Genomic DNA, 25,209 nt, shown 5'->3' with positions numbered 1-25,209 from the left:
AAAGGGAGGGGTATCGCGCAAAGCGCGACCATCTTTCCGTCTCTACGCTTTTGGTTGGTGCCTCGCACGATACCCACCCCTTCGCGAGAAAGCCGCGAAAGAATGATGCACCCAGGCAGACGGGCATCGCCCCGGCACCCGAAACGATTACGCGATGCGGGCGGCAATGCCGTCCCATAGCCGCAGCCGGGATTCGAGTGCGAAGATCGCGGCCTCTTCAGCCTCGGCCCATTTCGTCGCGTCGTCGCCGCACAGCTCCGCGATCATGCGGAGTGCCATTGGTCCGTGCTCTTCGCCATCAACTTCGATGTGGCGTTCGAGATACCAGATAAAGGTCTCAAGCTGTCCGGCGACGTCGCGATTCAGATCTCGCACAAAGCTCTTGAACATCTCCGGAATCAGGTCTTCGCGGCCGAAGGTGAAGGCTGCGCCGATGGCGTGCAGCTTGCCCTGGCCGAGGATGTGGAAGGTGTCGCCAACGAAGTGCTTGGCTTCGTCCGGTGCATGGCTGCCGCGGACGGCTTCATGCATGTCCGCTCCATCGCGCAGTGCGAAGAGCAGGCGATCAATCGCGACGGTGGAAGCGCCGCACTGCTGCATGGCGAGCCGGTAGAGTTCGAAGTGACTGAGGTGCTGGCCCTGGTAGATGTCACTCTCTTCGCCAAGGACGATCTCGTTGACCAGGCGACGGCTTTCGGGCATGGCTCCTGGCAGCCACGGTACCTCCACGCACGTCAGGCCGCGCTGCAATGCCTTCAGCAACGACATGAAGTCCCATACGGCGAAGACGTGAGCTTCCATGAAGGCGCGCAGATCTTCGATGGTGCGGAACGAAGCGTAGAGCGGATGCGTTGCGAGCCGTGCGTAGAGCGGCTTCAGCTTCTCTTCGAGTGCGTGCAGTGGTGTGTTCATCGCGCCACCTTCACCGGCAGAGCGCCTTCATCCAGCCGCCGCAGAAAGTCCCACGAGTAGATGCCGCTCTCATGCCCGTCAGCCCACTTGAACTTGATGGCGTAGCGGCCGATCGCCTCTGCGGAGTTGGGCTTCGCGGGTGGCGTGTAGAGCTGGAGCAACTGCGTGGTCTTCGGCTTCGGCTCGCCCAGGGCGCGGCCTGTCTGCTCGCGCTCTTCGTGGCAGGTGGCGCAGGGGCAGGCATCGCGCAGATAGGGGAAGGTCCAGTGCGATTCATGGCCGTCCTTCCAGAGGATGGTGACGCCGGTGCCCTCCGTGATGGCGATCTTCACCTTCGCGGGCGTGATCGCTGCAGCCGGCAGAGGCTGCTCGGTCTTTGCGACGAGCTCGCTCTCCTCGCGGCTGATCATGCGTATGCCTTCGTGACTCATGCTTCCAATCTCCTAATGCGTTAGGTGCGCGTATGCGCTACCCAGAAAAACCAACCGGATACAGCGAAGCCGACAGCGATGACCATGGCCCGCATGGCAGCGGCGGGCAGGCGACGTGCATAGTGTGCGCCGACGTAGCCGCCGAGACCTGCAAAGACCATCGCGATGAGGCAGTAGTGCCACGCCACCGAGTTCGATACGACGAACGTCACCACTGCAGACAGGTTTGCGATGCACGCCACCAGCACCTTCATGCTGTTCAGTTCATGCATGGCCTCCACGCCCAGCACGCCGAGTGCGGCCATGATGAGCAGGCCACCACCCGCGCCGAAGTAGCCGACATAGAGGCATACCGGCAGCAGCATCGCAGTCAGGGCGATCATCGAGATGGGCCGGTCTTTGTGGGCGTGCGATGCGCCGCGTTTCAGCCAAGCGGAGATGCGTCCTGCAAAGAGAAAGAGCACTGTCGCTGCAAGAATCATCCACGGCAGGATGTGCAGGAACATGGACTGCGGCGTGTGCAGCAGGATCTCCGCTCCGCCGATGCCGCCTGATATGGCGCAAAGGACTGCGACGGTCAGCAGGTCTTTGCGCAGGTCGCCCCGCAGAGCGAAGACGCTGGTCAACTGGCCGGGCCAGATCGCCACGGTATTGGTCGCGTTGGCCTGCACGGGAGCAACCCCCATCGCCAGCATCGCGGGGAATGAGATGAATGATCCGCCGCTGGCGACTGCGTTGACCGCGCCCGCAAGCAGCGAGGCTGTTACCAGCCAGGCGTAATGAGCGTGCGCGAGCAGGGAAACGGCCATCCCTTCATTCTACCGGCGATGTTGGGCGAGCTTTCCGGGAGAAGGGCTTCCGCTTTCGGGAGAAAATCCCTCAGCGGCTAAAGCCGGTTCCTTTTCGCGAGATGAAATGGCATGGCTAAAGCCACGCCCCTCCGAAAACAAAAGCCTAAGCTTCCGGGAACCGATTGAGTTACAGGGGTTCTTAGCGGGCGGGCAGGGCGAACTCTGGTGTGGCGGCGATGAGCGCCTGGGTGTAGGCCTCGCGGGGATGTTCGCAGATGGTGACGGCATCGCCGACTTCGACGAGGCACCCGCGCTGCATGACGGCGACGCGGTCGCAAAGGTATCGCACCAGCGGCATGGAGTGCGAGATGAACAGACAGGTGAGGCCGCGCGTGCGCTGCAGATCACGGAGCAGGTTGATGACCTGTGCGCCGACGGAGACATCGAGCGCGCTGACCGGCTCGTCCAGCACAAGGAAGTCTGGTGATAAAGCGAGGGCGCGGGCGATGTTGATGCGCTGCCTCTGCCCTCCGCTGAACTCATGCGGATAGCGTTCGAGCGCTGTCGTGTCGAGTCCGACTTCCTGCAGCATGGCTGTGAGCCTGGCCTGCATGGCTTCTCCCCGCAGTCCTCCGTCGCCGTGGATCGCAAATGGTTCCGCGAGGATGTCGCGGACGCGCATGCGTGGATCGAGTGCGGCGAAGGGATCCTGAAAGACCACGCCCATGCGGCGACGCATGGCTTTCATCTGAGATCGGTTGGCATCAAGGATGTCGAAGCCGTCGAAGTGGACGGTGCCGCTGGTCGGCTCGATGAGGCGTAGCAGCATGCGGGCGACGGTGCTTTTGCCGCTGCCACTCTCGCCGACGAGGCCGAGGATCTCGCCGCGCGCGATGGAAAGCGTCACATCGCTGACCACACGTGAGCTGCCGTAGACCTTGGAAAGACCTTCGGCGATGAGGAGCGGTTCGGGCACAAGCCGGATGCTATCATCGCGGCCGGTCGCGTAGTCTGGCATGCATGGAAGTGCTGCGAAGCTTTGGCATCCTGCTGCTGGCGCAACTGGTGGGTGAGGCGCTGCACCGTGTGCTGCATTTGCCGCTACCGGGGCCGGTGCTGGGCATGGCGCTGCTGGCGTTGGTGCTGCTGCTGCGCAGACCCGAGCCCGAGGAGGCGCTGGTCAGGACGTCCAATGGACTGCTGCGGTGGCTTGGGTTGTTATTTGTGCCGGCGGGTACCGGTGTTGTAGCGAACCTTGGCTTGTTGCGAACCGCATGGTTGCCCATTGCCGTTGCGCTGGTGGTATCGACTCTGCTGACCATTGCGGTGACCGCGCTGGTGATGCAGGGGCTCTTGAAGCGCGGTGAACGCGTCACGATAGATGTTGGAGAGCCGCGATGAACGGCCTTGTCGCGCTGCGGTCAGAGTCGCTGTTTCTGCTGACCATCACGATTGGTTTTTATCTTGCAGGTGCCTGGCTGCAACGGCGCACGCGCGTTGCGATTGCGAACCCCACGTTGATTGCCATCGTGCTGGTAGGGCTGTTTCTGTGGGCAGCGCGGATGCCCTACGCGCAATACTTTGCTGGCGTGCAGTTACTGCATTTTCTGCTCGGCCCGGCAACGGTGGCGCTCGCGATTCCGATGGTGTTGTCGTTGGAACATCTGCGGCGTGGGCTGTGGCCGACGCTGCTGGCGCTGGTGGCAGGTAGTGTGACGGGTGCGGTGAGTGCTTTCCTGTTGGTGCGGCTGTGCGGCGGCACGCAACAGCTTGCGCTTTCCATGTTGCCGAAGTCTCTGACAACGCCGATTGCGATGGGTGTGTCGGAGAGTCTCGGTGGCGTTCCTGCGCTGTCTGCGGTCTTCGGCATTACTGCCGGCATTCTTGTCGCAGTGATCCTGCCGGGCGTACTGCGGCTGCTGCGGGTGAATCATCCGGCAGCAACGGGGCTGGCGGCGGGGACCGCGGGGAGCGGCATCGCTGCGGCCAGCGTGATTCCGCTGGGGCCAATTCCGGCGGCGTTTGCGGGCGTTGCCATCGGCGTTAACGGCCTGCTGACGGCTGCGCTCGCGCCCTTGCTGGTGAAGCTGATGGCACATCGTTAGGTTCGCGACCCAGTTGGGACTTGCCTGCGACCTATCCGGCAACGCATCATCAAGTATTCATGCCTACCCCAAGCGATAAGCCGCGGAACACGCCGCGCCAGGTGCTCTTTGCCAGCCTCGTCGGAACGACCGTCGAGTTCTTTGACTTCTACATCTATGCGACGGCCGCTGTGATCGTCTTCCCGCTGCTGTTCTTTCCGGCGGGCGATGCAACAGCCGCGACGCTGCAGTCGTTGGCGACCTTCGCCATTGCGTTCATCGCGAGACCCATCGGATCGGCATTGTTCGGCCATTTTGGCGATCGCATCGGACGGAAGACGACGCTGGTGCTGGCCCTGTCGACCATGGGTCTTTCGACGTTTGCGGTCGGTGTGCTGCCCACTTACAAGGCGGTGGGCGTTGCCGCTCCGCTGTTGCTGGCGCTATGCCGCTTCGGCCAGGGCATCGGCCTGGGGGGTGAGTGGGGTGGCGCGGTGCTGCTGGCGACGGAGAATGCGCCGCCAGGCAAGCGCGCCTGGTATGGCATGTTCCCGCAGCTTGGCGCGCCCATCGGATTCTTCTTTTCGAGCGCGATCTTTCTGCTGCTTTCGAACCTGCTGACGCCTGCGCAGTTCCTCAGCTTTGGCTGGCGTCTGCCGTTCCTGGCCAGCGGTGTGCTCGTGCTGCTGGGGCTGTATGTGCGGCTGACGATTACGGAGACACCGGTCTTTGCCGCTTCGCTGGAACGCAAAGAACCAGTGAAGGTGCCGATCTTTACGGTCATTCGGCATCACTTCGGAGCGCTCGTTGCGGGCACGCTCACCTGCCTGGCGACGTTCGTGTTGTTCTACCTGATGATCGTCTTCACGCTCACATGGGCGACCACGGCCCTGCACTATCCCAAGTCAACCTTCCTGCAGATGCAGCTTGTCGGCGTGATCTTCTTTGCCTTGACTATCCCTGCCGCGGCAGTGCTCGCGGAGCGTGGACGCAAGCCAGTGATGATTGCGATCAGCCTTGGCATCGCCGTCTTCGGTCTGTTCTTTGCAAAGATGTTTCAGGCTGGGCACAGTGGAGCGCTGGCGATGCTGATCGTAGGCCTTTCCCTGATGGGGCTGACGTATGGCCCGCTGGGCACGGTCCTTTCAGAGCTGTTCCCGACGCCTGTGCGCTACACCGGTAGTTCGCTGGCGTTCAGCGTGGCCGGTATCCTGGGCGCATCGCTGACGCCTTACATCGCAACGAAGCTGGCGACGGTGTATGGGTTGCAGTATGTGGGGTACTACCTCAGCGCCGCAGCCGTACTTACCATCTGCGGTCTTCTCGCAATCCGCGAGACGAGTGCGGACGATCTTGCTGCGGCTGTTGCCATCGAAGCGCCTGTGGAAGGCCTGGGGTAAGTCTCGCTATGGCTGGGCGGCTGTTTTCGGAGGGGCATGGCTTTAGCCTTGCCGTACAAAGGACTACCAGATAATCCGGCTTTAGCCGCTGAGGCGAAATCCTTCAGGGGCTAAAGCCCATCGTTGGGCCTGGTGAAATGGCATGGCTGAAGCCATGCCCCCGGAGAGCATAGAAGTATGCGCATTAGGGCGTCGCGTGGTACGCCAGAAGCCATTCCCCTCCGAATGCAAAGAACTCTGCGTTTTGGATTTGCCTGGTAGCAACAAATGCCCGCGGCAGCAAAGACTGCGTTCGCCTTTGCCGTCGCGGGCATTCATGTTGCTGGAGCTGTTTGAAGCTTAGGCTCTTACTTTTTCGCCGAGGGCGGGACCATACTGTTCAGGCGCAGATAGCTGGCCATCTGTGAGTAGTGGTCCTCGAGGTCGTCGGTCAGTTCCACCAGGGCGCGTGCGCGTGGCTTCTTGGCTCCACCGAAGTAGGTGATGGTGCCGCCGAGGCTCGCATCTTTCAGACCGTCCATCGCCGTCTTGCAGGTATCGAAGGACTGCTTCAGGACTGCGACCAGCTTTTCCTTCGGGTCGGTCTCGGCAACGGCGGGCCCTTTGCCGGCGCTGTCGCCGGTGAGCATGCCGCAGACACCGAAGTTCGCCTGCGTAACGTGCGCGACGATCTTGCCGTAAGTCCACTGATCCGGCGTCGGGCGATAGCCGTACTTGTCCGCGGGCATCTGCTCTGCAGCGGTGATGATGTAGGCCGACTGCCGAACGACGATTTCGTTCGCACTTGAGACCACCGGGTTCACTGCATCCTGAGCCTGCACAGTCATCGAGGCAGCCGAGGCTGCCAGCAGAACCATAACTCCCACACCAATCTTCATTGTGTCTCCTGAGCTCTCATCCTACCTGCGGATGCAGTTTGTGGAACCCCGTCTTCTCCTGGTAGCGCTGCGCGAAGGCCAGTACCGTGGCGTCGTCATAGAGCTTGCCCAGAAAGGTGATGCTGACCGGTGTACCCGGCCCGCCAGCGTTCATGCGGCCGCCGTCCGTGGTGTCCTGCGGTAACGGAGCATCGTTGCCGCGCAGACCGTTCGGGATGATGACCGCAGGATGTCCGCTGAGGTTGGTTGCCGTTAGCTGCGGTCCACCGCTGGGCGTGACGATGATGTCGACGGTGCGGAAGAGCTCTGCCATCTGCGCGATGAGTACTGTGCGGGCCCGCATGGCCTGCACGTAGTCCACGCCGCTGTACATGCGCGCGGTGCGGAACTGGTTGGGCCAGTCGTTCGCACTCTGCGCTGTCAGCAGGTTCACGCGGCCGTTGCGGGTGATCTCGTCGAAGGCGGCTGCAGCCTCGACGCTCAGCACCTTGCTGATGGAGCTGAAAGGAAGATCCGGCAGCCTTACCGAGATCAGCTGGATGCCCATGCTGCGCAGGACGTCGAGCGTGGCGCGGTCGTAGCGATTGTCGTAACGTTGCCGTTCGAAGGCCTGCTGGCGCTGCTGAGCTGACTCGCGCTTTTGCGCCTCGGTCTCCGGCTTCTCGGCATTGGCGTCAGGGGTGCGCAGCACGGGTTCGTTGAAGGCGCTCTCAAGATAGCCCACGCGCAGTGACGACAGGTCTTTCGAGGAGATCTCGAAGGTCGCAGGGATACAGCTGGTATCGACGCCATCGCTGCCGTGAATCGCGGCCATCACCATGGCTGCGTCTTCCACGCTGCGTGCGATGGGGCCGAGCTTGTCCATGCTCCAGCTCAAGGCCATGGCACCGGTGCGCGGCACGAAGCCGAAGGTGGGGCGCAGACCGGTCACGCCGCAACGCGTGCTGGGTGACGAGATGGAGCCAAGCGTCTCAGACCCAATCGCGAAGGCACAGCAGCCCGCGCTCACCGCCGAGGCCGGTCCCGCGGAAGAGCCGCTCGATCCCTGCTTTGTATTCCACGGGTTGCGTGTTCTGCCTCCGAACCATACATCACCCTGAGCCAGCGCGCCCAGTGTCAGTTTGCTGATAAGGATGGCGCCGGCCGCATCCAGCCGCTGCACGACGGTTGCGTCTTCGTCGAACTGTTGTGTCTCCATACCGGCCGCGCCCCAGGTGGTGCGATAGCCCTTCACGCTCAGCAGATCTTTCGCGCCCCACGGAATGCCGTGCAGGCCACTGCGATACCTGCCTGCGGCAATGTCTTTATCCACCTGGGCGGCCTGTGCGAGTGCGCGTTCGGTCGTCGGCGTGACCAGGAGATGCAGCTTCGCATCAAGAGCCTGTGTGCGCGCGAGGAAGAACCGTGTCATCTCCAGGCAGGTCATCTTGCGCGAACGCAACAGCCCTCCCAGTTCGGGGATGGAGGCGAAGGCGAGCTTCTCTTCGCCCGGGATGATGGGCACGGCGTCGTGCCGTTTTGCGGGACGATGCACGTCTGGGGCGGCGGGCATCTGGTAGCCCTGTGGCAGCGGATGAAAGACCATGGCGGGCGCAACGGAGTTCGGCAGGTGCAGGTCGCGGATAGCCTGCAGGCCCGCGCGCTGTTCGCGTACCCCGTCCAGCATCATCGCTTTTTGTTCGGCCGTCAGAGTGAGGCCGGCGATGACGGCGGCAGCGTCCAGCATCTCGACGGTGATGGGCGGAAAGGCCGTGATTGCAGGCGGTTCCGCCTTTGTGCTGCCCGTGCTCGTTTGCGCTACCACCGAGTTGACTGCCAGTGCAGCGAGCGCACCCGGCAGCATGGTGCTGCCAAGGCCCGCGGCTGCGCACCGCTCAAGAAAATCACGCCTGTCCATCATGCGTTTCACTTTATCGCGGAGATCGACCGGAAACAGCATAGAAACCGTACGCAATCTGCTGCCGCGCCCGGATGAACCGGGTCTCGGAGGGCCTTACCAGCGTCTAAACCTTCAACACATGAATCGTCCTCGCCAAATTCTCTCGTCCGTACTCGCGCTCTGCGTCTCTGTCTCCGCGTTCGCGCAGGGCAGGACGGCAGATCCTGCGCCCACAAAGCTGCACGCCACACGGTCCCCATCTGCGGAGGAGATCGTCGGTTACTTCCCGCAATGGGGCATCTACAACCGGCGTTATGTGCCGCTGGATCTGATCAAGAGTGGTGCCATCAAGTCGCTGACGCAGTTGGATTATGCGCAGGTCAATATCAAGGACAACGCGTGCATCGTGGCGGATCCGCTGGCGGACACCAATGCACCTTATAAGGCAGAGGATTCCGTGGATGGCAACGCCGACGCGCCGGATGCGCCACTGCGTGGCAACTTTCACCAGTTGCAGCTGCTGCGGCGCATGTATCCGAAACTGCGCGTCCTCGTCTCGATCGAAGGCCAGAAGAGCCTGTTTGAAGAGGCTGCGAAGCCGCAGAACCGTGTCGCCTTCGTCCACTCCTGCGTTGCACGTTTCCTTGAAGGCCATATCGCGCCCGGCATCGAAGCAGCGCAGCTTTTCGACGGCATCGACGTCGACTGGGAGTATCCCACGGCAGAGAACGCGGACAATTTTTACGGACTGATGGCAGAGTTCCGGAAACAGATGGACGCCGTCCGGTGGAAGAGCGCCAGCATTCGCTCAGGAACCGAACAGCGAGGTTTCACCCTCTCCATCGCCAGCGGCGCATCGCATAAGGCGATTGATCCCATCAACTGGGCACGTGTCGCGAAGAGTGTCGACCAGGTGGGTGTGATGACCTATGACTTCCAAGGACCGTGGTCGCACGATACCGGTTTCGTCGCGCCACTGCGCGCGAACGATCCAAAGGCAGAGACGGTTGCGTCTGTCATTGAGGCGTACCTGGCGGCAGGCGTGCCTTCCCGGCAACTTCTCATCGGATTGCCCTTCTATGCCTACCAGTGGCACAACGTTCCGGAGGGCGCCAATCACGGTTTCCTGAGCAAGGGCGACCCGGTGCGCGGCAATCTAAACCAGACGACTGCCGCGGCGCTCATGCTGAATGAGGACGCAGAGCTCTATCGCGATCCGGCATCGCAGGCGCCGTGGATTTACGACGGTGATAACTTCCTAACCTTTGAAGATTCGATTTCGCTGCAGGCAAAGGCAGCGTACGCGCGCCAGCATAAGCTGGGCGGCATGATGATCTGGGAGCTGAGCGGCGACACGAACGATGCGCAGTTGCTGCGCGCGTTAACAACGCGACCCGCTATCGCCAGTCATGAAAGCTCTGGATCGCAGTAAGCCTTCTTAGTCGACGATGTCCCTGGGAGGTCCGCATCTCCCAGTCACCTGCAGCCCGGATACCAGTGCGGCGCGGCCACACCGTGTGTCATCGAACGACGGGGACATCAGTCCTGTTTGCGGCATGACTTCCAGCCCTTGTGGTTTGCTCAGCGTAGGCGGATACGAACCGCAGCATCATCTGCAGAAGGGCTTGCGGCCCGAGATCGCCCTATCGACGAAGCTCAATGGCTTGATAACTCATGACAATTCCGACTTTTCGTTACTGATCTCAGTCGATGCGTGCATTGGCGATTTCGCGCTAATTGAGCATCGAACGTCACTACTTGTCGGTGCTCAATGACTTCGGTCGTTAACCTCGATCTAATTAGATCGTCTCCACTGATTCGGCGCGACTCCAACGCTGGCGCGAAAGATCTTAGAGAATTGGCTTGCGTTTTCTATACCCACTGCTGACGCGACCTGCTGGACGGTCCACGCAGATCGCGTCAGCAGACTCTTCGCCCGTTCGACGCGCATCTGCACCACAAACCGATGTGGTGTAATGCCAGTGCTCTCTCGAAAACTACGAGCGAAGTGGAAGATGCTAAGGCCCGTCAGAGCAGCCAACTCCCCGAGGCGAATATCGTGCTCGAGATGTTCTTCAATAAAGGCAACAACGTGTCGAAGTCTGTTCCTCGAAAGACCTCCGCGAAACGGTGGCTTCAGAGTCGTAAACTGCGCATACTTCTTTAGTAGTGCCACCGAAAAGGCCATGCTCAAGAGATCCCCATAGAGCGAGCCAAGCGACCAGCCGGAACTCATCTCTCGTTCCATCTCCGTAAGCAGCAGCCTCAACTGGTCGTCCTGAAGCGACCAGATATTCCTGATCTCCCCAAGCGCCGGCATCTCCAGTTGCCTCGCGGCCTCCACCAGAAGCGTGGAAGAGACAGATGCAATCACCCGCTCGGATGTCCCATACCAAAGAAGACTGTCACGCGTCCCCGGTGCCAGAAGGATCAGGTCTCCCCGCGTGGACCGAATATGGCCACTCCGGCCGGCACTGTTCCAATCCATCTCCACCGGGCCCGTTGTCTGCAGATGGATGCAAAGCGTTGGGTGCTCATGAAAGGGAATTTCGACTGCCCCTACAAGGTGCTTCTCAATGATCAGCCCCGACCAGGGCGACTTGAGACTATCCAGCTTCGGAGTTCCGGGAAGCAGTGGAACAGAGCGAGTCCCCCTCAACACTGAAACACGCTTGTCCAACACCCGACCATCGCCGACGAGAAGGCGCGGCGCATGGCCCAACGTGCCACCGTCAGGGTTTTGGTCATCCTTGGGGCACTCAATCATTTCCCCATCATAGAGGCAGCAAGAAGTGACCGAAACCAGCAATATCTGGCGCAACCCACAGAAAGCCTATTGGTAAACATGAGAAGTACTTGTACGCATGCGCAGATTCAGCAGGCTTTGGTCACTTTTCTTGCGTGTCACGCTGCCGCCCACTTTCAAGCGCCTTACATTTCGATTCACTTTCTTAATCAATTCTCCTCGGCAGACGGGGTGTAATCCTGCGAGGAGGGCATGCTTGATTGCTCGTCACGCTTGCTGGGAACATCTGCGAGCGGTGTTTGGGAACGATCGCACCATATCCGTTCATAAGGAGAGCTAGATGAGTCAACTATCAGCAACATTGCAATCCAACCCCTTTTCAGACTTCCCACGCCGCATGAGTCGGGGAGGGGGCAACAAAGCCATCTCCGAGCTTCGACACCTCCTCGCGGATGTCTTTGTTCTTTACTTCAAGACCAAGAACTTTCACTGGCACATGACCGGAGTCCACTTCCGCGACTACCACCTTCTGCTCGACGAACACGCGGATCAGCTCTTTGCGATGACAGACAGCATCGCCGAGCGAACACGAAAGCTAGGTGGCACAACTCTCAAGTCCATCGGCCAGATCTCCCGTTATCAGCGGCTGCGCGATAGCGAGGAAGACTTTGTCTCCACCGCAAGCATGTTTGCGGAACTGCTGGCCGACAACAACACTCTGGTTGCCTATCTCGACGGCGCCCATCGTGTCTGCGAAGAAGCAACGGACGTTGCTACCGCCAGCTTTATCGAGAACTGGATCGATGAAGCCCAGAATCGCGCATGGTTTCTTCGCGAAATTTCCTTAGGATCCAATGCCTGAACTTCCGCTTTTTGATCGAGTACCCGCTCACCACGAGCTGAAAGGACACTATGACCACCACTCAGGGAGCACAATGTTCGCGCCGAAGCCTCCTCAAAGGCATGGGTATGTCGGCAGCAATGGCCTGGGTTGCGCCCCGCTTCAGTAGCGCCCAAGAGCTTGGAATCGTTCCAACTATGATCCGGGAAGCGACCTCAGCTCAGATCACGGTCACACCCCTCAGACGCAATATCAGCATCGTGGAGGGAGCTGGCGGCAACATCGCCGTCCTCGACGGGAAAGATGGAAAGCTCCTCGTAGACGCGGGCTTCAGTGTCTCGCGGAAGCGGTTGAGCGAAGCATTGGCATCGCTGGGTCCGCAGCCAATCACACACCTCATCAACACGCATTGGCATATCGATCACACTGACGGGAACGCCTGGATCAATGCGGCCGGTGCCGAGATCATCGCGCATCACAACACCCTCAAGCATCTTTCTGTCGACACTCCCGTGGAAGGTTGGCAATTCACCTTCCCTGCTGTCCCTATGGCGGCACGCCCGTCCATTGTCTTTGACTCACACCTTGAGATCCGTCTGAATGACGCCCAATTAGATCTCAACTATTATCAGCCGGCACACACGGACAGTGACATTTCCGTCCGCTTCGCGGAGGCGGATGTTATCCACGTCGGCGACACGTGGTGGAACGGCTTCTATCCGTTCATTGATTACTCCACCGGAGGAAGTATTGATGGCAAAATCCTCGCGACGAAGAACAACATCGCTGCAGTAACGCAGAACACGATCATCGTTCCCGGGCACGGCCCTGTTAGCAATCGCGCAAAACTCATTGAGTATTTCGAGATGCTCAGCACCATTCGAGAGAACGTCGCCAGGTTGAAGAAAGATGGCCGCACCTTGGAAGACACGGTCATGGCAAAGCCCACACTTGCCTTCGATCCCGTCTGGGGGAATTTCCTCATCACGCCGGCCAAATTCACAGGGCTCGTCTACCGGGGCGTCTAGCTCATGCGCAACATCCATGCTTTGAAAGGAATGGCCATGTCTTCGACAGAACGAGTCCTTCACATCGATATTCCGGTTCTACTTCCGGAGGTAAAAGCAGTCTTCAGCATCGCGAGTTTATCGTTTGAGGGCGATCTCCCTGCTTCCATGTTTCACCTGCAACTTATCCAGCAGGACATCGATGCGTGGAATGCAGTGTCCGAACTCTACGCAGTCTTCCACACAAACGCCGGCCACGTGACGCTGAACGACGAGACCTATAACGTTGAGCGGAAAATCACTACCGGCAACCCATACAAATATCTCATCGCCGGCCTCGTGCAGAACGGGGTTCATGTCGAATTGTGCGGCGCGACAGCCAAGGCGCACAACTGGGTCAACGCCGACTTGCTCCCGGACATCAGGATCAACACAGATGCAATGGCGAGAATCATCCAGCTCGCTCAACAGGGATTCGAGCAGATCGCCGAATAGCAGGCAGGTCTGTGCACTCGCGCCAGCCTCACCTTCAAAGCGCAGTCTTGCCGGTATGGAAGAGTGCACCCGTTCCGCTTCTTACGGCGACGGGTCGTCGCCTGCTCACGCACTGAAAACTTCCGGCAAGTGCACTCACCGGCAATTGCTACAGGCCCTTTGATTCCCAACAGCTTTATCAGGAGATAACATGACGAGTCACAAGAACGAAACCAAACGCACTGACGAAGAGACATCCACGAATCCCGACTGGCATAGAACATCGTCCCGCAGGAAGATTCTGCTTGGTGGCGCGGCCATTGCTGCCACATTGGCAACGCCTTTGGCCACCAGCGCAGCAGAAGCCGGCGAGACGGCGAAGTCGTCAAACCCCGGGGCGTCTGGCAGTCCCGTGGATACCATTACCGTCAAAGACGGCACGAAGATCTACTTCAAGGATTGGGGTACTGGTCAGCCGATTTTCTTTCACCACGGATGGCCGCTTTCGTCAGACGATTGGGACGCACAGATGATGTTCTTCCTGGAGCAAGGCTACAGAGTCATCGCGCACGACCGTCGCGGCCATGGACGCTCCACCCAGACTGCGACGGGAAACGATATGGACACTTACGCTGCGGACGTCGACGAAGTTGTGACGGCGCTCAAGCTGTCGAATGTGATTCACGTCGGCCATTCCACCGGCGGTGGCGAAGTCATTCGGTATGTTGCACGCCATGGCAAGGGACGCGTGGCGAAGGCAGTCATCATCAGCGCCATTCCGCCGGCGATGGTGAAGTCAGTGAGAAATCCGAACGGCATTCCAATCGAAGTGATTGACGGCATTCGGAAGAGTGTGGCCACCAATCGCGCGCAGTTCTATGAGGACATCACCCTATCTTTCTACGGATTCAACCGCCCCGGCGTTGCACCTGTACAGGGCATTCGCGACAACTGGTGGCGACAGGCAATGATGGGCGGCATCAAGGCGGAATACGACTGCGTCAAGGCTTGGTCCGAATCAACGTTTTACGACGACCTCGCGATCATTGACGTTCCCGTCCTTGTGCTGCACAGCGAAGACGACCAGCTTGCACCATTCGCCACCACGGGCGAGGTTGCGGCTCAACTCCTTAAACATGGCACCCTGAAGTCTTATCCCAACTTCCCCCATGGGATGACAACCACCCAGGCAGAGCAAATCAACGCTGATGTGCTCGCATTCATCAAACTGTAGGCGGCAGGTACTCTTGAGTCGGTCCGGGAAGGAATTGTGGCTGGGAGAGATATCTCCCAGCCACATCTGTTAGCCCCATCGAGTTGAGGGTGTGGCTTTCTGCAGCCAATTCGGGACCGCCTCCGGCAGTAGTCGAGGTGATCAACAAAGAGCGTTACCCGGACTATTTGTCGCTCTCCTAGTCTTGAGCTCCTCCGATGTCTACTTGCGTCTGTCAGCCTCTTGTTTGACTTCGGCTGGTGCCTTCAGGCCGATGCACGTTTCCACATCCCGTCTCGCTCAAAGCGCGCGTTGGCGATTTTGCACTCGGCGAGTCACGACCGGCGTGTGAAGTACTTCCAGCGCCCTTTTATGTACCAAATCCGCGAACAGGTGGCCTCTGATATCGAATCTGATCAATGGCGTGCTCTGTAGGATTATTGGCGCGCTCTGCAGGGCGCGCCCCATCTCCAAGTCCTAAGTTAAGACTGTCGGATACGAAACGGTTTGCACGTTGTTTGTGCCAAAGCCGAGTCGGTGATCCAAAGGAGATTCCATGAAGACTGAAGTGATCGTAGTCATTGGTGCTGGCGGAATTGGAATGGCGATCGCTCGCCGCCAAGGCTTCGGCAAACACATTCTGTTGGCTGACTTCAACGAGACGCTGTTGGCTGCCGCCGCGAAGCAGCTCGAGGAGGCGAGCTACCAGGTTTCCACTTTGAAGGTCGATGTCTCTTCGCGCGAGTCCGTGCGCGCTCTAGCAGACAAGGCGGCGTCGCTCGGAAGCGTGATCAACCTAGTCAACGCGGCAGGCGTATCCCCGAACATGGCTCCTCCAGAGCGTGTTCTCGCGGTGGACCTCTGCGGCAGCGCAGTGGTATTCGAAGAGTTTGAGCGCGTGATTGCCGAAGGCGGTTCAGCGCTGATTGTGTCCAGCATGGCTGGCCACATGATGCCGTCGCTGTCTAAAGATCAGAATTATGCTCTTGCCTTTACACCTGCGGATGACCTCCTGAAGCTACCTTTCCTGAATGCGGACGCGGTGCCGAACTCGATGGTCGCCTACATCATGTCCAAGCGGGCGAACCATCTGCGCGTGCAGGCCTCCAGCATCAGCTGGGGCAAGCGTGGAGCACGTGTCAACGCCATCAGCCCCGGCATCATCCTGACGCCGCTCGCGCTGCATGAACTGAACTCGCCTATTGGCGACATGTATCGCGCCATGATCGAGGCTTCGCCCGCGAAGCGCATGGCCTCGCCTGATGAGATCGCGGTTGCCGCGAATTTCCTCCTCGGCCCAGATGCTGGCTTTGTCACCGGCAGCGACCTCCTGATCGATGGTGGTGTTATCTCCGCCATGCTCGCTGGGCTGCTGCCTACACCCTAGGGAACGGACTAGCGGTCCTTCAGACGCCCAACTGAAAGCCCGCGCCGTCGCTTTCCTATGCTTGCTACGGGCACTCGCAACGATCCGGCCTCGGTTCGTGGAACGGCGGATTTGAAGCCTGCAGACTTCGACTCAGTTCCAGCTTGAGCGTACCGATTGCTGGAATCTGTTTGGCGCTCTTCGCCTACACGTTGGCGCACTTTGCATGGCGCACGCATAACCAGCAGTCTAGGTTTAATTCAGCTTGCGCGCGAATGCCTAGCGCGTCGGCGGGATTGCGGAGAAACGAGAGGACTTTCGCAGCGTGTACAGCATTGCGGCGACGTCGACGGAATTATCATCCAACGCTCAATTAGCACTTAGCGGGCTCCTTAGGGCTGACGAAGCAATGCTTCTACTAACAGGGTTTCTTTTGAGGCGGAGTAAAAATGGTCAAACACTTCCGTGTCCCAGGCAGTCTTCGTTTGAGGTTGGAAGAAGCGGGTATCCCTCTCCCTGCGGTACTTCGCAGGGCGGGGCTTCCGCAGAATCTCTTTGAGCAGACCAGCATCCTCGTCTCGACTGAAGAACTCTTCGCACTGTGGCGTTCTATCGGCGAAATGAGCAAGGACCCGTCCATCGGTCTGCTGCTTGGAACGGAAACCAGCATCGCCCGATTTCACCCAATGGGGCTTGCAGCGCTTTCCACGGCAAGCTTTGGAGCTTCTATCGACCATATGGCGCGATACAAGAAGCTCTCCGCACCGGAAGAGATTCTGCACGAAACCAGAGCCGGTGAATGGGCGATCCAATTCCGCTGGACACTGGCCATGGAAGTCGAGCCGGCCGTTCTCGTGGAGCACTGCTTCGCCTGGGTTCTGACGATCGCGCGGGAGGGCAGCGGAACCCGCATCAAGCCGCTTCGCGTGGAGTTGGTGCAACCTCGCAAACACACGAGAGCGCTTGAAAAACACTTCGGTTGTCCTGTGGTCACCGGTTCGACGCGGAACGCAATCATCTTCCGCGCGGAAGATTCCGCCCTCCCGTTTGTCACACGCAATGCCGAACTGCTGGAGATGCTCGCGCCTCAGTTTGAACAGCAATTGAAGGATCGTGTGTCAAATGAGGATCACTTCCTTGACCTGGTCCGGGGCGCAATCCAGCAGAGGCTCACCGGACATCGCCCGGTCGTGGACGATGTTGCAAGAGACCTGCACATGAGTCCCCGCACCCTCCAGCGACGCCTGCAGGATATTGGTTCCAATTACCAACGAGTTCTCGATGAAGCCAGGCACCAGATGGCTCGCTACTACCTAAGCAACTCGGTCTTCGAACTGGCCGAGGCGGCTTATCTGCTCGGGTACGAAGATGCAACTCCTTCGCGCGGGCCTTCCGGTCGTGGGAGGGTGTGCCCCCGAAAAACTGGCGGGATGCACAACGGGCAGCAGCTGCCTCCAGCAGTCCCCTTACAAATTAGGCCGCAAAACGAAGTGAAGAAGAAAAAGGAGAATGCAGTGAAGAAACGAATGCTTGGTAAGAGCGGTCTCGAAGTCTCGGCGCTTGGCCTTGGATGCATGGGAATGAGCATGAACTACGGACCCGCTGCGGATCGCGCGAGCATGATTTCATTGATGCGGACGGCAGTCGACCGTGGCATCACCTTCTTCGATACCGCAGAGGTCTATGGACCGTTCACCAACGAAGACCTTGTCGGTGAGGGGCTTCAGCCAGTCCGCGACAAGGTCATCATCGCCACCAAGTTCGGCTTCGACATCGATCCGAAGACCTCGGAGCGAAAGGGCTTCAATAGCCGTCCGGAGCATATCAAGCAGGTTGCCGAAGCATCGCTGAAGCGTCTGCGTACCGACGTGATCGACTTGTTCTACCAGCATCGTGTTGACCCGAATGTTCCGATCGAAGAGGTTGCCGGTGCCGTGAAGGACTTGATCGTTGAAGGCAAGGTCAAGCACTTCGGATTGTCGGAAGCGAGCGCCGCCACTATCCGGCGTGCACACGCTGTGCAGCCCGTTGCTGCGGTGCAGAGCGAATACTCTCTCTGGGCGCGAGATCCCGAGGAAGAGGTGCTGCCGACATGTGAAGAACTCGGCATCGGCTTCGTCCCCTGGAGCCCTCTCGGTCAGGGCTTTCTTACCGGCAAAGTAGACGCCAACACGTCCTTCGAGAGCGGTGATGTTCGTAGCCGCTTCCCACGCTTTACGGAAGAGGCTCGCAAGGCCAACCAGCCGATTGTGGACGCGCTGAACGACATTGCAGCCAAGAAGAAGGGCACCCCAGCGCAGATTGCACTAGCCTGGCTACTTGCTCAGAGCCCCTCGATTGTTCCTATCCCCGGCACCCGCAAGCTCACCAGGCTGGACGAAAATCTGGCATCGGCAGAGATCGAGCTCTCCGCAGGCGACCTGGAAGAGATCTCCACGATCCTCGCGGAGATTCCGGTGCAAGGCGGCCGCGGCACTGGACAAGAAAAATATGCCTGAACGCAGTGAAGGGTCGCCTGAGTGGCGACCCTTTCTCGTATTGACGGAGCAGATATCGGCGATCTTCGACCTAGATCTATCGAATCGGCGAAAACGACGTGGGTACCAGAAAGCGGTTGTCGTCCGGCGTTCGCCGACGTGGTGGCGCTGCGGGATCAGCAGGTGGTGCAGTGGCTGCCTGTTTGGCATTGAACTGCGCCATGAAGGGGCGGAACTCTGGCGTGAACGCCGTCCAGGACGCGCGGGCCGCCTCACGATCCTTATGCGCAAGCAGGTAGACGAACGAACTCTTATCCTCGGCGGTTGTGTAGAGGATGGGTGTCATCCCGACCTTCACAAGGATCGCCGCTAGGCCAGATTGAAACTCATCCACCATTGCCGGAAGCCTCTCCGCGCCGGTGTTGTACTTACGAAGCTCAAACACTCTCGTTGGAGCGCCGGCAGCCGTGGGTGCCTCAAGCACAGGCGTGAAACTTGTCGCCTCCAGCAGCAAGGAAGAAGCAGGCCTGGACAGGAGCGGACCACTCTTCTCCGCACCAGCCCAGGCAGTCTTCCATGCAGGATCGGCGTCGACCTCTGCCCAGTCCTTGTTTGCAGCCGCGCTGCTCTTATGGCCAAGAATGCAAATAAGCATGTTCGTCGCGTCGGCACCGTCGATCGGCGCGCCCTCAAGGACCGTGCCATCGAATACATTCTGGATGCCGTGTTTCCCAAAGATGCGGATTCCCTGGGCACCCAGGAGTGCTTCGAGTTCGGCAAGTTTCCCTGCATTCGCGGTGTAAATGCGAAGCTCGTAAACTTTGGACGTCGAAACTTGCGCTGCAAGCGGACGTGCAGGGATCGCCAACGCCCACGAGGCGCACATCAGGAATGCAGGCAGAAACTGTTTCAACTTCATAAGTTCTCCTGAAGTACCTATCGCTACACGGTATCCCGAGCAACATGACGCTTTCATCCAAAGGTGCCATGAAGCTGGTCAGCAGCGGCCCACGCCCTTGCTACTTCAATACGAAGCCGGGGACTACAACTGCCTTCACCAGGATTTATATGGTGAGCATGTGTTCCCCATTCAGGTAGCGTTCCTCCTCTCCGAACCCGGCAGGGACTTTACGGGCGGGGAGTTTGTACTCACGGAGCAACGTCCTCGCATGCAGTCGCGCCCGGAGGTCGTTCCGCTTCGTCAGGGGGACGCAGTAGCTTTTGCTGTTCATCATCGGCCGCACCAGGGAACTCGAGGCTTCTACCGTGTCAATTTGAGACACGGTGTGAGCCGAATCCGCTCTGGCCATCGACACGTCTTGGGCATCATCTTCCACGACGCCAACTAGGAGTTACATGGCTCTTTTTCTCTTCGCCACGTCTCCCGAGCCAAGAGCGGTCACGCCGATCGTTCTGGGTCCGGGGGCAGCGTTGTTGCCGGGGTTTGCTCTGGCCACCGAGGATGCCGTTCTCGTTTCGTTGGCTCGTGTGATCGATGCTTCACCTTTACGAAACATGGAAACACCTGGAGGACATCGCATGTCAGTCGCGATGACCAACTGCGGGAGCCTCGGATGGGTTTCGGACCGGTCTGGTTACCGCTATGTGCAGGCCGATCCAGCAACCGGCAAAACTTGGCCTACGATGCCGGAGGCATTTGTCCTGCTTGCCACCCTAGCTGCGGAGCGCGCGGGCTATCCGGGATTCATTCCAAACGCATGTCTATTGAATCGCTACGAGATCGGAACCAAACTCAATCTTCATCAAGACAGGAATGAAGGCGACTTCACGAAGCCGATTGTGTCTGTTTCGCTGGGACTACCAGCAACCTTTCTCTTCGGTGGGGAGCGACGTACCGACCCGGTAACAAAGATCCAGGTGCAGCACGGGGACGTCGCCGTGTGGGGCGGACAATCACGGCTCCGATTCCATGGAGTGGCACCCATCAAGCGTGGAGAGCACATCCGTCTAGGCTCTGTACGCTACAACATTACCTTCCGGTTCGCGGGGTAGAGCATGCGCAGATGCAGCTTACGATTACAACGGTGTGGCCGGGTCAACTATGGGCAGCAGTTCGTCGCGAGTGCCTCCGAGATCGCGTCCACCGGCTCTTCGTTAGGAAGAGAGACCTGCGTTGACCCGGATGCAATGCTGGAGAACAGCGATGCTACGCGCTTGCTGATCCTTGGCTCAGGCGAGATATTCCGCTTGATGAAGACAGCCTCACGCGTCTCTTGTAAGAGCTTTTGCTTTCAGCGATTCACGCACGAATTCAAGAGCAAGAACCGGGATGCAGCAATCATAAGACCTGCCCGAAACTAGCTGTATGCACAAGACTATCGAACCCTCAATTCTCTACTTCGGAACACCGGTCGTACTCATCAGTACGCGTAACGAAGACGGTTCCACGAACGTATCGCCCCGCTCAAGGAGCTCGGCGTCACAATCGTCACCAACCGAGTTTATGTTGGGTCCGATCACGAAAGCTTCGACGCGGATGGCCTGCCTGGATTCGAGTTTGTGCAGGATGAGCTCGAATATGAGACGCGCACACATCACTCAAACTTGGACACCGTTGATCATCTTCATGCGGAAGACTTGGAGCAAGCGGCCATTGTCGAAGCGATATTCCTATGGAACACTAGCGAGCGCGACTCCATGATGCCGCGCAAGCGGCTCCAAGGTCCAGCAAAAGCAGCCACGAACTTCCATAATGGTGGCGTGCGTTGACCTTGCTGAGTTAATTGGAGATAACAGGCCAATGCATGCATCGAGCCACGGCTGGTAGGCCGAAAACATTTGTCATGACAAACCCGTCATAGCAAGGCAACTGGCTGTCATTCATGATCCCAAAGCAAAAGGCGCATGGGGCTAACCCGTGCGCCTTCGCTCTTGATTCAGCAACCGTTTAGATATCAAGGTTCTTTACGTCCAGCGCGTTTTCTTCGATGAAGCGGCGGCGTGATTCCACGTCCTCGCCCATCAGGGTTGTGAAGATCTCTTCCGTTGCGGCGATGTCTTCCAGGCGCACCTGCAGCAGCGTGCGGCGCTCGGGATCCATGGTGGTCTCCCAGAGCTGTTCCGCCGTCATCTCGCCAAGGCCCTTGTAGCGCTGGACCTGGTATTCCTTCTTGCCCTGCTCGATGACGTACTCGAAGAGCTCGCGCGGCGTCTTCTTTTCGACGGGATCCTGGGCGACCTTGCTGTTGCGCTTGGCGCCCTTTGCTTCGGTTGCTGTTCCGGGAGCGGCAGCGATCGTCTCGTTGACTCCCTCGGTCTCGGCTGCTTCCTCTGCCTCGTCTGCTGCGGCGATCTCCGCCTTGCTATCGTTGGCGGCGCCCTTGACGGCGTACTCCACAAAGAACGGCGGCTTCAGGTGCTCGCGGATGGTGGCGTACTTGCCCAGCATCAGGCGCATCTCCGGGCTGCTGACAGCGGTGTAGTCGATGCGGCGATGTGCGCCCTGCGCGTCAACGTACTCGAGCGACCAGATGCCATGTTCTTCGTCGCGGACGGGCTCGCCGACGCTCTTGAACTGGAACTCGCGCTGCATGCCCTTGAGGATTGTCGACATCTCGTGCAGCTTGTCCGCTGTTTCGAAGTCGCTGCGCTTTGCGGGTTCCTTGCCTTCGTTGGCGAAGAGCTGTGCGACGGCGGTGGTGACCTGGTCGTTGCGGAAGCGCTTGTCTGCCTTGTCGAAGAAGCCCAGGTACTCATTCAGCGAGCCCATGAACTTGGTGAGCTCGGCGCCTTCCAGAGACTGCTTGCCGTCGCCGTAGCGGACGACCATGCCGTCGGCCGCGCGCTTGACCATGACCTTTACGAAGTCGCGGTCGTCCTTCACGTACTGCTCGAACTTGCCCTTCTTGATCTTGTAGAGCGGTGGCTGCGCGATGTACACGTGGCCGCGCTTGATCAGTTCCAGCATGTGCCGGAAGAAGAAGGTGAGCAGCAGCGTGCGGATGTGGGATCCGTCGACGTCTGCATCGGTCATCAGGATCAGCTTGCCGTAGCGGAGCTTCTCGAGCGAGAAGTCATCCTTGCCGATGCCGGTGCCCAGCGCCGTGATCATGGCGCGGATTTCTTCGTGGCCCAGCATCTTGTCGTAGCGGGCTTTCTCGACGTTGAGGATCTTACCCTTCAGCGGCAGGATGGCCTGGAAGCGGCGATCGCGGCCCTGCTTGGCGGTTCCGCCTGCCGACTCACCCTCGACCAGGTACAGTTCGCAGCGGTCGGGCTGACGCTCGGAGCAGTCGGCCAGCTTGCCCGGCAGGCCTCCGCCATCCAGCGCGCCCTTGCGGCGTGTCAGATCGCGTGCCTTGCGTGCGGCTTCGCGAGCGCGAGCAGCGTCGATGGCCTTGTTGATGATCTTCTTGGCGACCTGCGGGTTCTGCTCGAAGAAGACGCCCAGGCGCTCGTTGACGAAGCTCTGCACCTGGCCGGCGATATCGCTGTTCAGCTTGCCCTTGGTCTGGCCTTCGAACTGTGGCTGCGGAAGCTTGACCGAGACGACGGCGACCAGGCCTTCGCGGACGTCATCGCCGCTGAGCGCTTCCTTCTGGTCCTTGAACAGGCCTAGCGACTGTCCTGCAGCGTTGATGGTGCGGGTCAGGGAAGTGCGGAAGCCCGAGAGGTGGGTGCCACCGTCGACCGTGTTGATGTTGTTCGCAAACGAGAAGACCGTCTCGGAGTAGGCATCGTTGTACTGCAGCGCGATCTCCATGACGAGCTGGCCGCGTTCGGCCTCCATGTAGATGGGCTTCTCGTGCAGGACGACCTTACCCTTGTTCAGGTGGCGGATGAACTCTTCGATGCCGCCCTTGTACTTGAACTCGGCCATCTTGTACTCGCCGGTCTTGGCGTCGGTCACGCGCTGGTCGGTCAGCGTGATCATGATGCCCTTGTTCAGGAAGGCAAGCTGGCGCAGACGTCCGGCAAGGATGTCGTAGTTGTATTCGGTGACGGAGAAGATGGTCTTGTCGGGCAGGAAGTGGATCTTGGTGCCGCGCTTCTGCGAGACGCCTACCTGGCGCAGCGCGCTGATGGGGTCGCCCTTGCTGTAGTCCTGCTGCCAGGTGTGACCGTCACGCCAGATCTCGACGTCGAACTCTTCGGAGAGTGCGTTGACGCAGCTTACGCCGACGCCATGGAGACCGCCGGAGACCTTGTAGCTGCTGGCGTCGAACTTGCCGCCTGCGTGCAGCTTGGTCAGTACGACCTGTACGGCCGGCATTTCTTCCCCGTTACCCAGGTCCTTCATGTCCACGGGGATACCGCGGCCGTCGTCGATGACGGTGATGGAGTTGTCGACGTGAATGATGCAGTCGATACGCGTGGCGTGTCCCGCCAGCGCCTCGTCGACCGAGTTGTCGACGACCTCATAGACCAGGTGGTGCAGGCCGGCTTCCGTCGTGGAGCCGATGTACATGGCCGGGCGCAGGCGCACCGCCTCCAGCCCTTCCAGGATCTTGATATTCGCGCTGGTGTAGCTGGGCTTGCCCGTCTCAGACGTGATGGGTGCCGCGGTGGGCTCAGCGGCGTTGGTCGGGTCGGTCTGTTGCAGGTCTAGCAGGGGCGTTTCGGTGGCCATCGTTCTCCTGAGGGTCGGTCGAGCACAAACCGGCGAAAAACGCAGGAATTAGCACGTTTTCGACTGGCTCTTTTCACCTTTCATTCTACCATTCGGCTGCCGGATTTTGAGTACGCGGAAGGCTGTCCCGCAATGGGGACGTGTCGGCGTCGTTCGGTGTCTTGAAAGCAGCTTTTTCCCAGGGAAACCTCCGGCGGTACCCCAATCTGGGCTATACTCAGAGGGTTGTCCAAAACACCGGTCAACGCATTCAGTAGTCCCTTTAGACAGGAACACCCAATGCCTAAGATGAAGACCCACTCAGGGGCTGCAAAGCGCTTCAGCAAGACTGGCACCGGCAAGATCAAGCGCGGCCAGACGAAGAAGCGTCACATCCTGACCTCGAAGTCGACCAAGGTAAAGCGCAAGCTTACCCGTCAGGCTTACGTATCCGATGGCGATCACGCCAAGGTCAGCCGGATGATCCCCTACGCCTGAGCTTTCACCCTCCGGGGATGAAGCGCAGGCAAGACAGTTTTTCCGTCCAGCCGTGCAGGTGGTTCTGCACATCGGTCCGAACGCGTTAACGGGCCCTCGATGCGTGAAAGCGCTCGATAGGAGACGGAAAGCAGCAAGCGTGTGAAGAGGCCGTAGCCGGTGCAATCCGGCGACCTTACCTCCAGCCGCTGACCAACGTAGTACGCAAAAGGAGAAATACATGCCCCGCGTTAAACGTGGCACAAAGCGCCGCGACCGCCGCAAGAAGATTCTTCGCCGCGCGTCCGGTTACTTCCTCACAAAATCAAAGCTCTACCAGGCTGCCCAGGAAGCTGTTGAGCGCGGACTCAAGTTCGCCTACACCGGCCGTAAGCAGAAGAAGCGCCAGTTCCGTTCGCTGTGGATCGTCCGCATCGGCGCAGGCGCCCGCCTGAACGGCATGAGCTACTCGACCTTCATCTCCGGCCTGAAGAAGGCTGGCGTTGAACTCGATCGCAAGGTCCTGAGCGACATCGCAACCCGCGATGCAGCCGGCTTCGCCGCCCTGGCCGTAACCGCCAAGGCAGCGAACGAGAAGGCCAAGAGCGAACGCGCTGCAGCGTAAGTTCCGATTCATCGATTCGAAAAGAGGGCGTCGCGAAAG

At 59.4% G+C, this 25,209-nt stretch carries 24 protein-coding genes; 15 read left to right on the top strand and 9 right to left on the bottom strand.

Annotated elements, in window-relative coordinates; translation table 11 throughout:
* Positions 1-147 precede the first annotated feature (147 nt).
* The 4 genes from BLW03_RS08500 to BLW03_RS08485 all read right to left on the bottom strand — a co-directional run bounded on the left by BLW03_RS08500 (position 148) and on the right by BLW03_RS08485 (position 3,110).
* A complete protein-coding gene (locus BLW03_RS08500) occupies positions 148-912 on the bottom strand; it encodes a DUF3050 domain-containing protein (RefSeq protein ID WP_074653360.1) in 765 nt (254 codons plus the stop codon).
* The gene (locus BLW03_RS08495) at positions 909-1,343 is read right to left on the bottom strand and encodes a DUF971 domain-containing protein (RefSeq protein ID WP_074653358.1); all 435 of its coding nucleotides are present in this window, start codon (positions 1,341-1,343) and stop codon (positions 909-911) included. The genes BLW03_RS08500 and BLW03_RS08495 overlap by 4 nt, the downstream gene beginning before the upstream one ends.
* A 20-nt stretch (positions 1,344-1,363) precedes the next feature.
* A complete protein-coding gene (locus BLW03_RS08490; RefSeq protein ID WP_074653357.1) occupies positions 1,364-2,152 on the bottom strand; it encodes a sulfite exporter TauE/SafE family protein in 789 nt (262 codons plus the stop codon).
* Between the two features lie 181 nt (positions 2,153-2,333).
* Complete coding sequence (locus BLW03_RS08485; protein ID WP_139285146.1) at positions 2,334-3,110, bottom strand: ATP-binding cassette domain-containing protein; 777 nt, start codon at positions 3,108-3,110, stop codon at positions 2,334-2,336.
* Between the two features lie 44 nt (positions 3,111-3,154).
* Here BLW03_RS08485 and BLW03_RS08480 point away from each other — a divergent pair, with 44 nt between their 5' ends.
* Genes BLW03_RS08480 through BLW03_RS08470 form a run of 3 tightly spaced genes read left to right on the top strand, consistent with a single transcriptional unit; the run spans position 3,155 to position 5,618 of the window.
* Positions 3,155-3,535 carry a CidA/LrgA family protein gene (locus BLW03_RS08480; protein WP_083350411.1) on the top strand — a complete coding sequence of 127 codons (381 nt, stop codon included), beginning with the start codon at positions 3,155-3,157 and terminating at the stop codon, positions 3,533-3,535.
* Positions 3,532-4,239 (top strand): LrgB family protein, encoded by a 708-nt coding sequence (locus BLW03_RS08475; protein WP_074653354.1) that lies wholly within the window; start codon positions 3,532-3,534, stop codon positions 4,237-4,239. The genes BLW03_RS08480 and BLW03_RS08475 overlap by 4 nt, the downstream gene beginning before the upstream one ends.
* A gap of 59 nt (positions 4,240-4,298) precedes the next feature.
* Positions 4,299-5,618: an MFS transporter gene (locus BLW03_RS08470; RefSeq protein ID WP_074653352.1), complete on the top strand. Its 1,320-nt coding sequence runs from the start codon at positions 4,299-4,301 to the stop codon at positions 5,616-5,618.
* A 347-nt stretch (positions 5,619-5,965) separates the two neighbouring features.
* Here the strand turns inward: BLW03_RS08470 and BLW03_RS08465 are convergent, their stop codons facing one another.
* Together BLW03_RS08465 and BLW03_RS08460 are read right to left on the bottom strand one after the other, a co-directional pair.
* The gene (locus BLW03_RS08465) at positions 5,966-6,496 is read right to left on the bottom strand and encodes a DinB family protein (RefSeq protein WP_074653351.1); all 531 of its coding nucleotides are present in this window, start codon (positions 6,494-6,496) and stop codon (positions 5,966-5,968) included.
* Between the two features lie 16 nt (positions 6,497-6,512).
* A complete protein-coding gene (locus BLW03_RS08460; protein ID WP_074655874.1) occupies positions 6,513-8,396 on the bottom strand; it encodes an amidase in 1,884 nt (627 codons plus the stop codon).
* Between the two features lie 118 nt (positions 8,397-8,514).
* On the opposite strand from BLW03_RS08460, the gene BLW03_RS08455 reads away from it, so the two are divergent.
* A complete protein-coding gene (locus BLW03_RS08455; protein ID WP_074653349.1) occupies positions 8,515-9,807 on the top strand; it encodes a glycoside hydrolase family 18 protein in 1,293 nt (430 codons plus the stop codon).
* Positions 9,808-10,170: 363 nt separating this feature from the next.
* Here BLW03_RS08455 and BLW03_RS08450 read toward each other — a convergent pair whose 3' ends face one another.
* Positions 10,171-11,142: a helix-turn-helix domain-containing protein gene (locus BLW03_RS08450; RefSeq protein ID WP_074653347.1), complete on the bottom strand. Its 972-nt coding sequence runs from the start codon at positions 11,140-11,142 to the stop codon at positions 10,171-10,173.
* A 319-nt stretch (positions 11,143-11,461) separates the two neighbouring features.
* On the opposite strand from BLW03_RS08450, the gene BLW03_RS08445 reads away from it, so the two are divergent.
* The 6 genes from BLW03_RS08445 to BLW03_RS21210 all read left to right on the top strand — a co-directional run bounded on the left by BLW03_RS08445 (position 11,462) and on the right by BLW03_RS21210 (position 18,520).
* A complete protein-coding gene (locus tag BLW03_RS08445) occupies positions 11,462-11,983 on the top strand; it encodes a Dps family protein (RefSeq protein ID WP_074653346.1) in 522 nt (173 codons plus the stop codon).
* A gap of 176 nt (positions 11,984-12,159) precedes the next feature.
* Positions 12,160-12,990 (top strand): MBL fold metallo-hydrolase, encoded by an 831-nt coding sequence (locus tag BLW03_RS08440; protein ID WP_244502015.1) that lies wholly within the window; start codon positions 12,160-12,162, stop codon positions 12,988-12,990.
* Between the two features lie 3 nt (positions 12,991-12,993).
* Positions 12,994-13,464 (top strand): DsrE family protein, encoded by a 471-nt coding sequence (locus BLW03_RS08435; protein ID WP_212733163.1) that lies wholly within the window; start codon positions 12,994-12,996, stop codon positions 13,462-13,464.
* A 391-nt stretch (positions 13,465-13,855) separates the two neighbouring features.
* The gene (locus tag BLW03_RS08430; protein ID WP_074655872.1) at positions 13,856-14,677 is read left to right on the top strand and encodes an alpha/beta fold hydrolase; all 822 of its coding nucleotides are present in this window, start codon (positions 13,856-13,858) and stop codon (positions 14,675-14,677) included.
* A gap of 535 nt (positions 14,678-15,212) precedes the next feature.
* Positions 15,213-16,043 (top strand): SDR family oxidoreductase, encoded by an 831-nt coding sequence (locus BLW03_RS08425; RefSeq protein WP_074653342.1) that lies wholly within the window; start codon positions 15,213-15,215, stop codon positions 16,041-16,043.
* Between the two features lie 464 nt (positions 16,044-16,507).
* Positions 16,508-18,520, top strand: coding sequence for an aldo/keto reductase (locus tag BLW03_RS21210; RefSeq protein WP_348270838.1), 2,013 nt, complete (start codon positions 16,508-16,510; stop codon positions 18,518-18,520).
* Between the two features lie 76 nt (positions 18,521-18,596).
* Here BLW03_RS21210 and BLW03_RS08410 read toward each other — a convergent pair whose 3' ends face one another.
* Complete coding sequence (locus tag BLW03_RS08410) at positions 18,597-19,418, bottom strand: NIPSNAP family protein (RefSeq protein WP_074653340.1); 822 nt, start codon at positions 19,416-19,418, stop codon at positions 18,597-18,599.
* On the opposite strand from BLW03_RS08410, the gene BLW03_RS08405 reads away from it, so the two are divergent.
* From BLW03_RS08405 to BLW03_RS21205, 3 genes are all read left to right on the top strand, one after another.
* A complete protein-coding gene (locus BLW03_RS08405) occupies positions 19,321-19,848 on the top strand; it encodes a 2OG-Fe(II) oxygenase (protein WP_244502014.1) in 528 nt (175 codons plus the stop codon). The genes BLW03_RS08410 and BLW03_RS08405 overlap by 98 nt on opposite strands.
* 7 nt (positions 19,849-19,855) lie before the next feature.
* Positions 19,856-20,512, top strand: a complete 657-nt coding sequence (alkB, locus tag BLW03_RS08400) for a DNA oxidative demethylase AlkB (protein ID WP_074653339.1) — start codon at positions 19,856-19,858, stop codon at positions 20,510-20,512.
* 402 nt (positions 20,513-20,914) lie between these two features.
* Positions 20,915-21,229: a zinc-binding metallopeptidase family protein gene (locus BLW03_RS21205; protein ID WP_348270852.1), complete on the top strand. Its 315-nt coding sequence runs from the start codon at positions 20,915-20,917 to the stop codon at positions 21,227-21,229.
* Between the two features lie 178 nt (positions 21,230-21,407).
* Here the strand turns inward: BLW03_RS21205 and gyrB are convergent, their stop codons facing one another.
* The gene (gene gyrB, locus BLW03_RS08390; protein ID WP_074653336.1) at positions 21,408-24,089 is read right to left on the bottom strand and encodes a DNA topoisomerase (ATP-hydrolyzing) subunit B; all 2,682 of its coding nucleotides are present in this window, start codon (positions 24,087-24,089) and stop codon (positions 21,408-21,410) included.
* 279 nt (positions 24,090-24,368) lie between these two features.
* On the opposite strand from gyrB, the gene rpmI reads away from it, so the two are divergent.
* The gene (rpmI, locus tag BLW03_RS08385) at positions 24,369-24,566 is read left to right on the top strand and encodes a 50S ribosomal protein L35 (RefSeq protein ID WP_074653334.1); all 198 of its coding nucleotides are present in this window, start codon (positions 24,369-24,371) and stop codon (positions 24,564-24,566) included.
* A 220-nt stretch (positions 24,567-24,786) separates the two neighbouring features.
* Positions 24,787-25,170, top strand: a complete 384-nt coding sequence (gene rplT, locus BLW03_RS08380) for a 50S ribosomal protein L20 (protein WP_074653332.1) — start codon at positions 24,787-24,789, stop codon at positions 25,168-25,170.
* Positions 25,171-25,209: the final 39 nt, after the last annotated feature.

This window comes from Terriglobus roseus, assembly GCF_900105625.1.
GTDB lineage: Bacteria > Acidobacteriota > Terriglobia > Terriglobales > Acidobacteriaceae > Terriglobus > Terriglobus roseus_B.
This window is presented reverse-complemented; position numbering and strand designations above follow the sequence as displayed.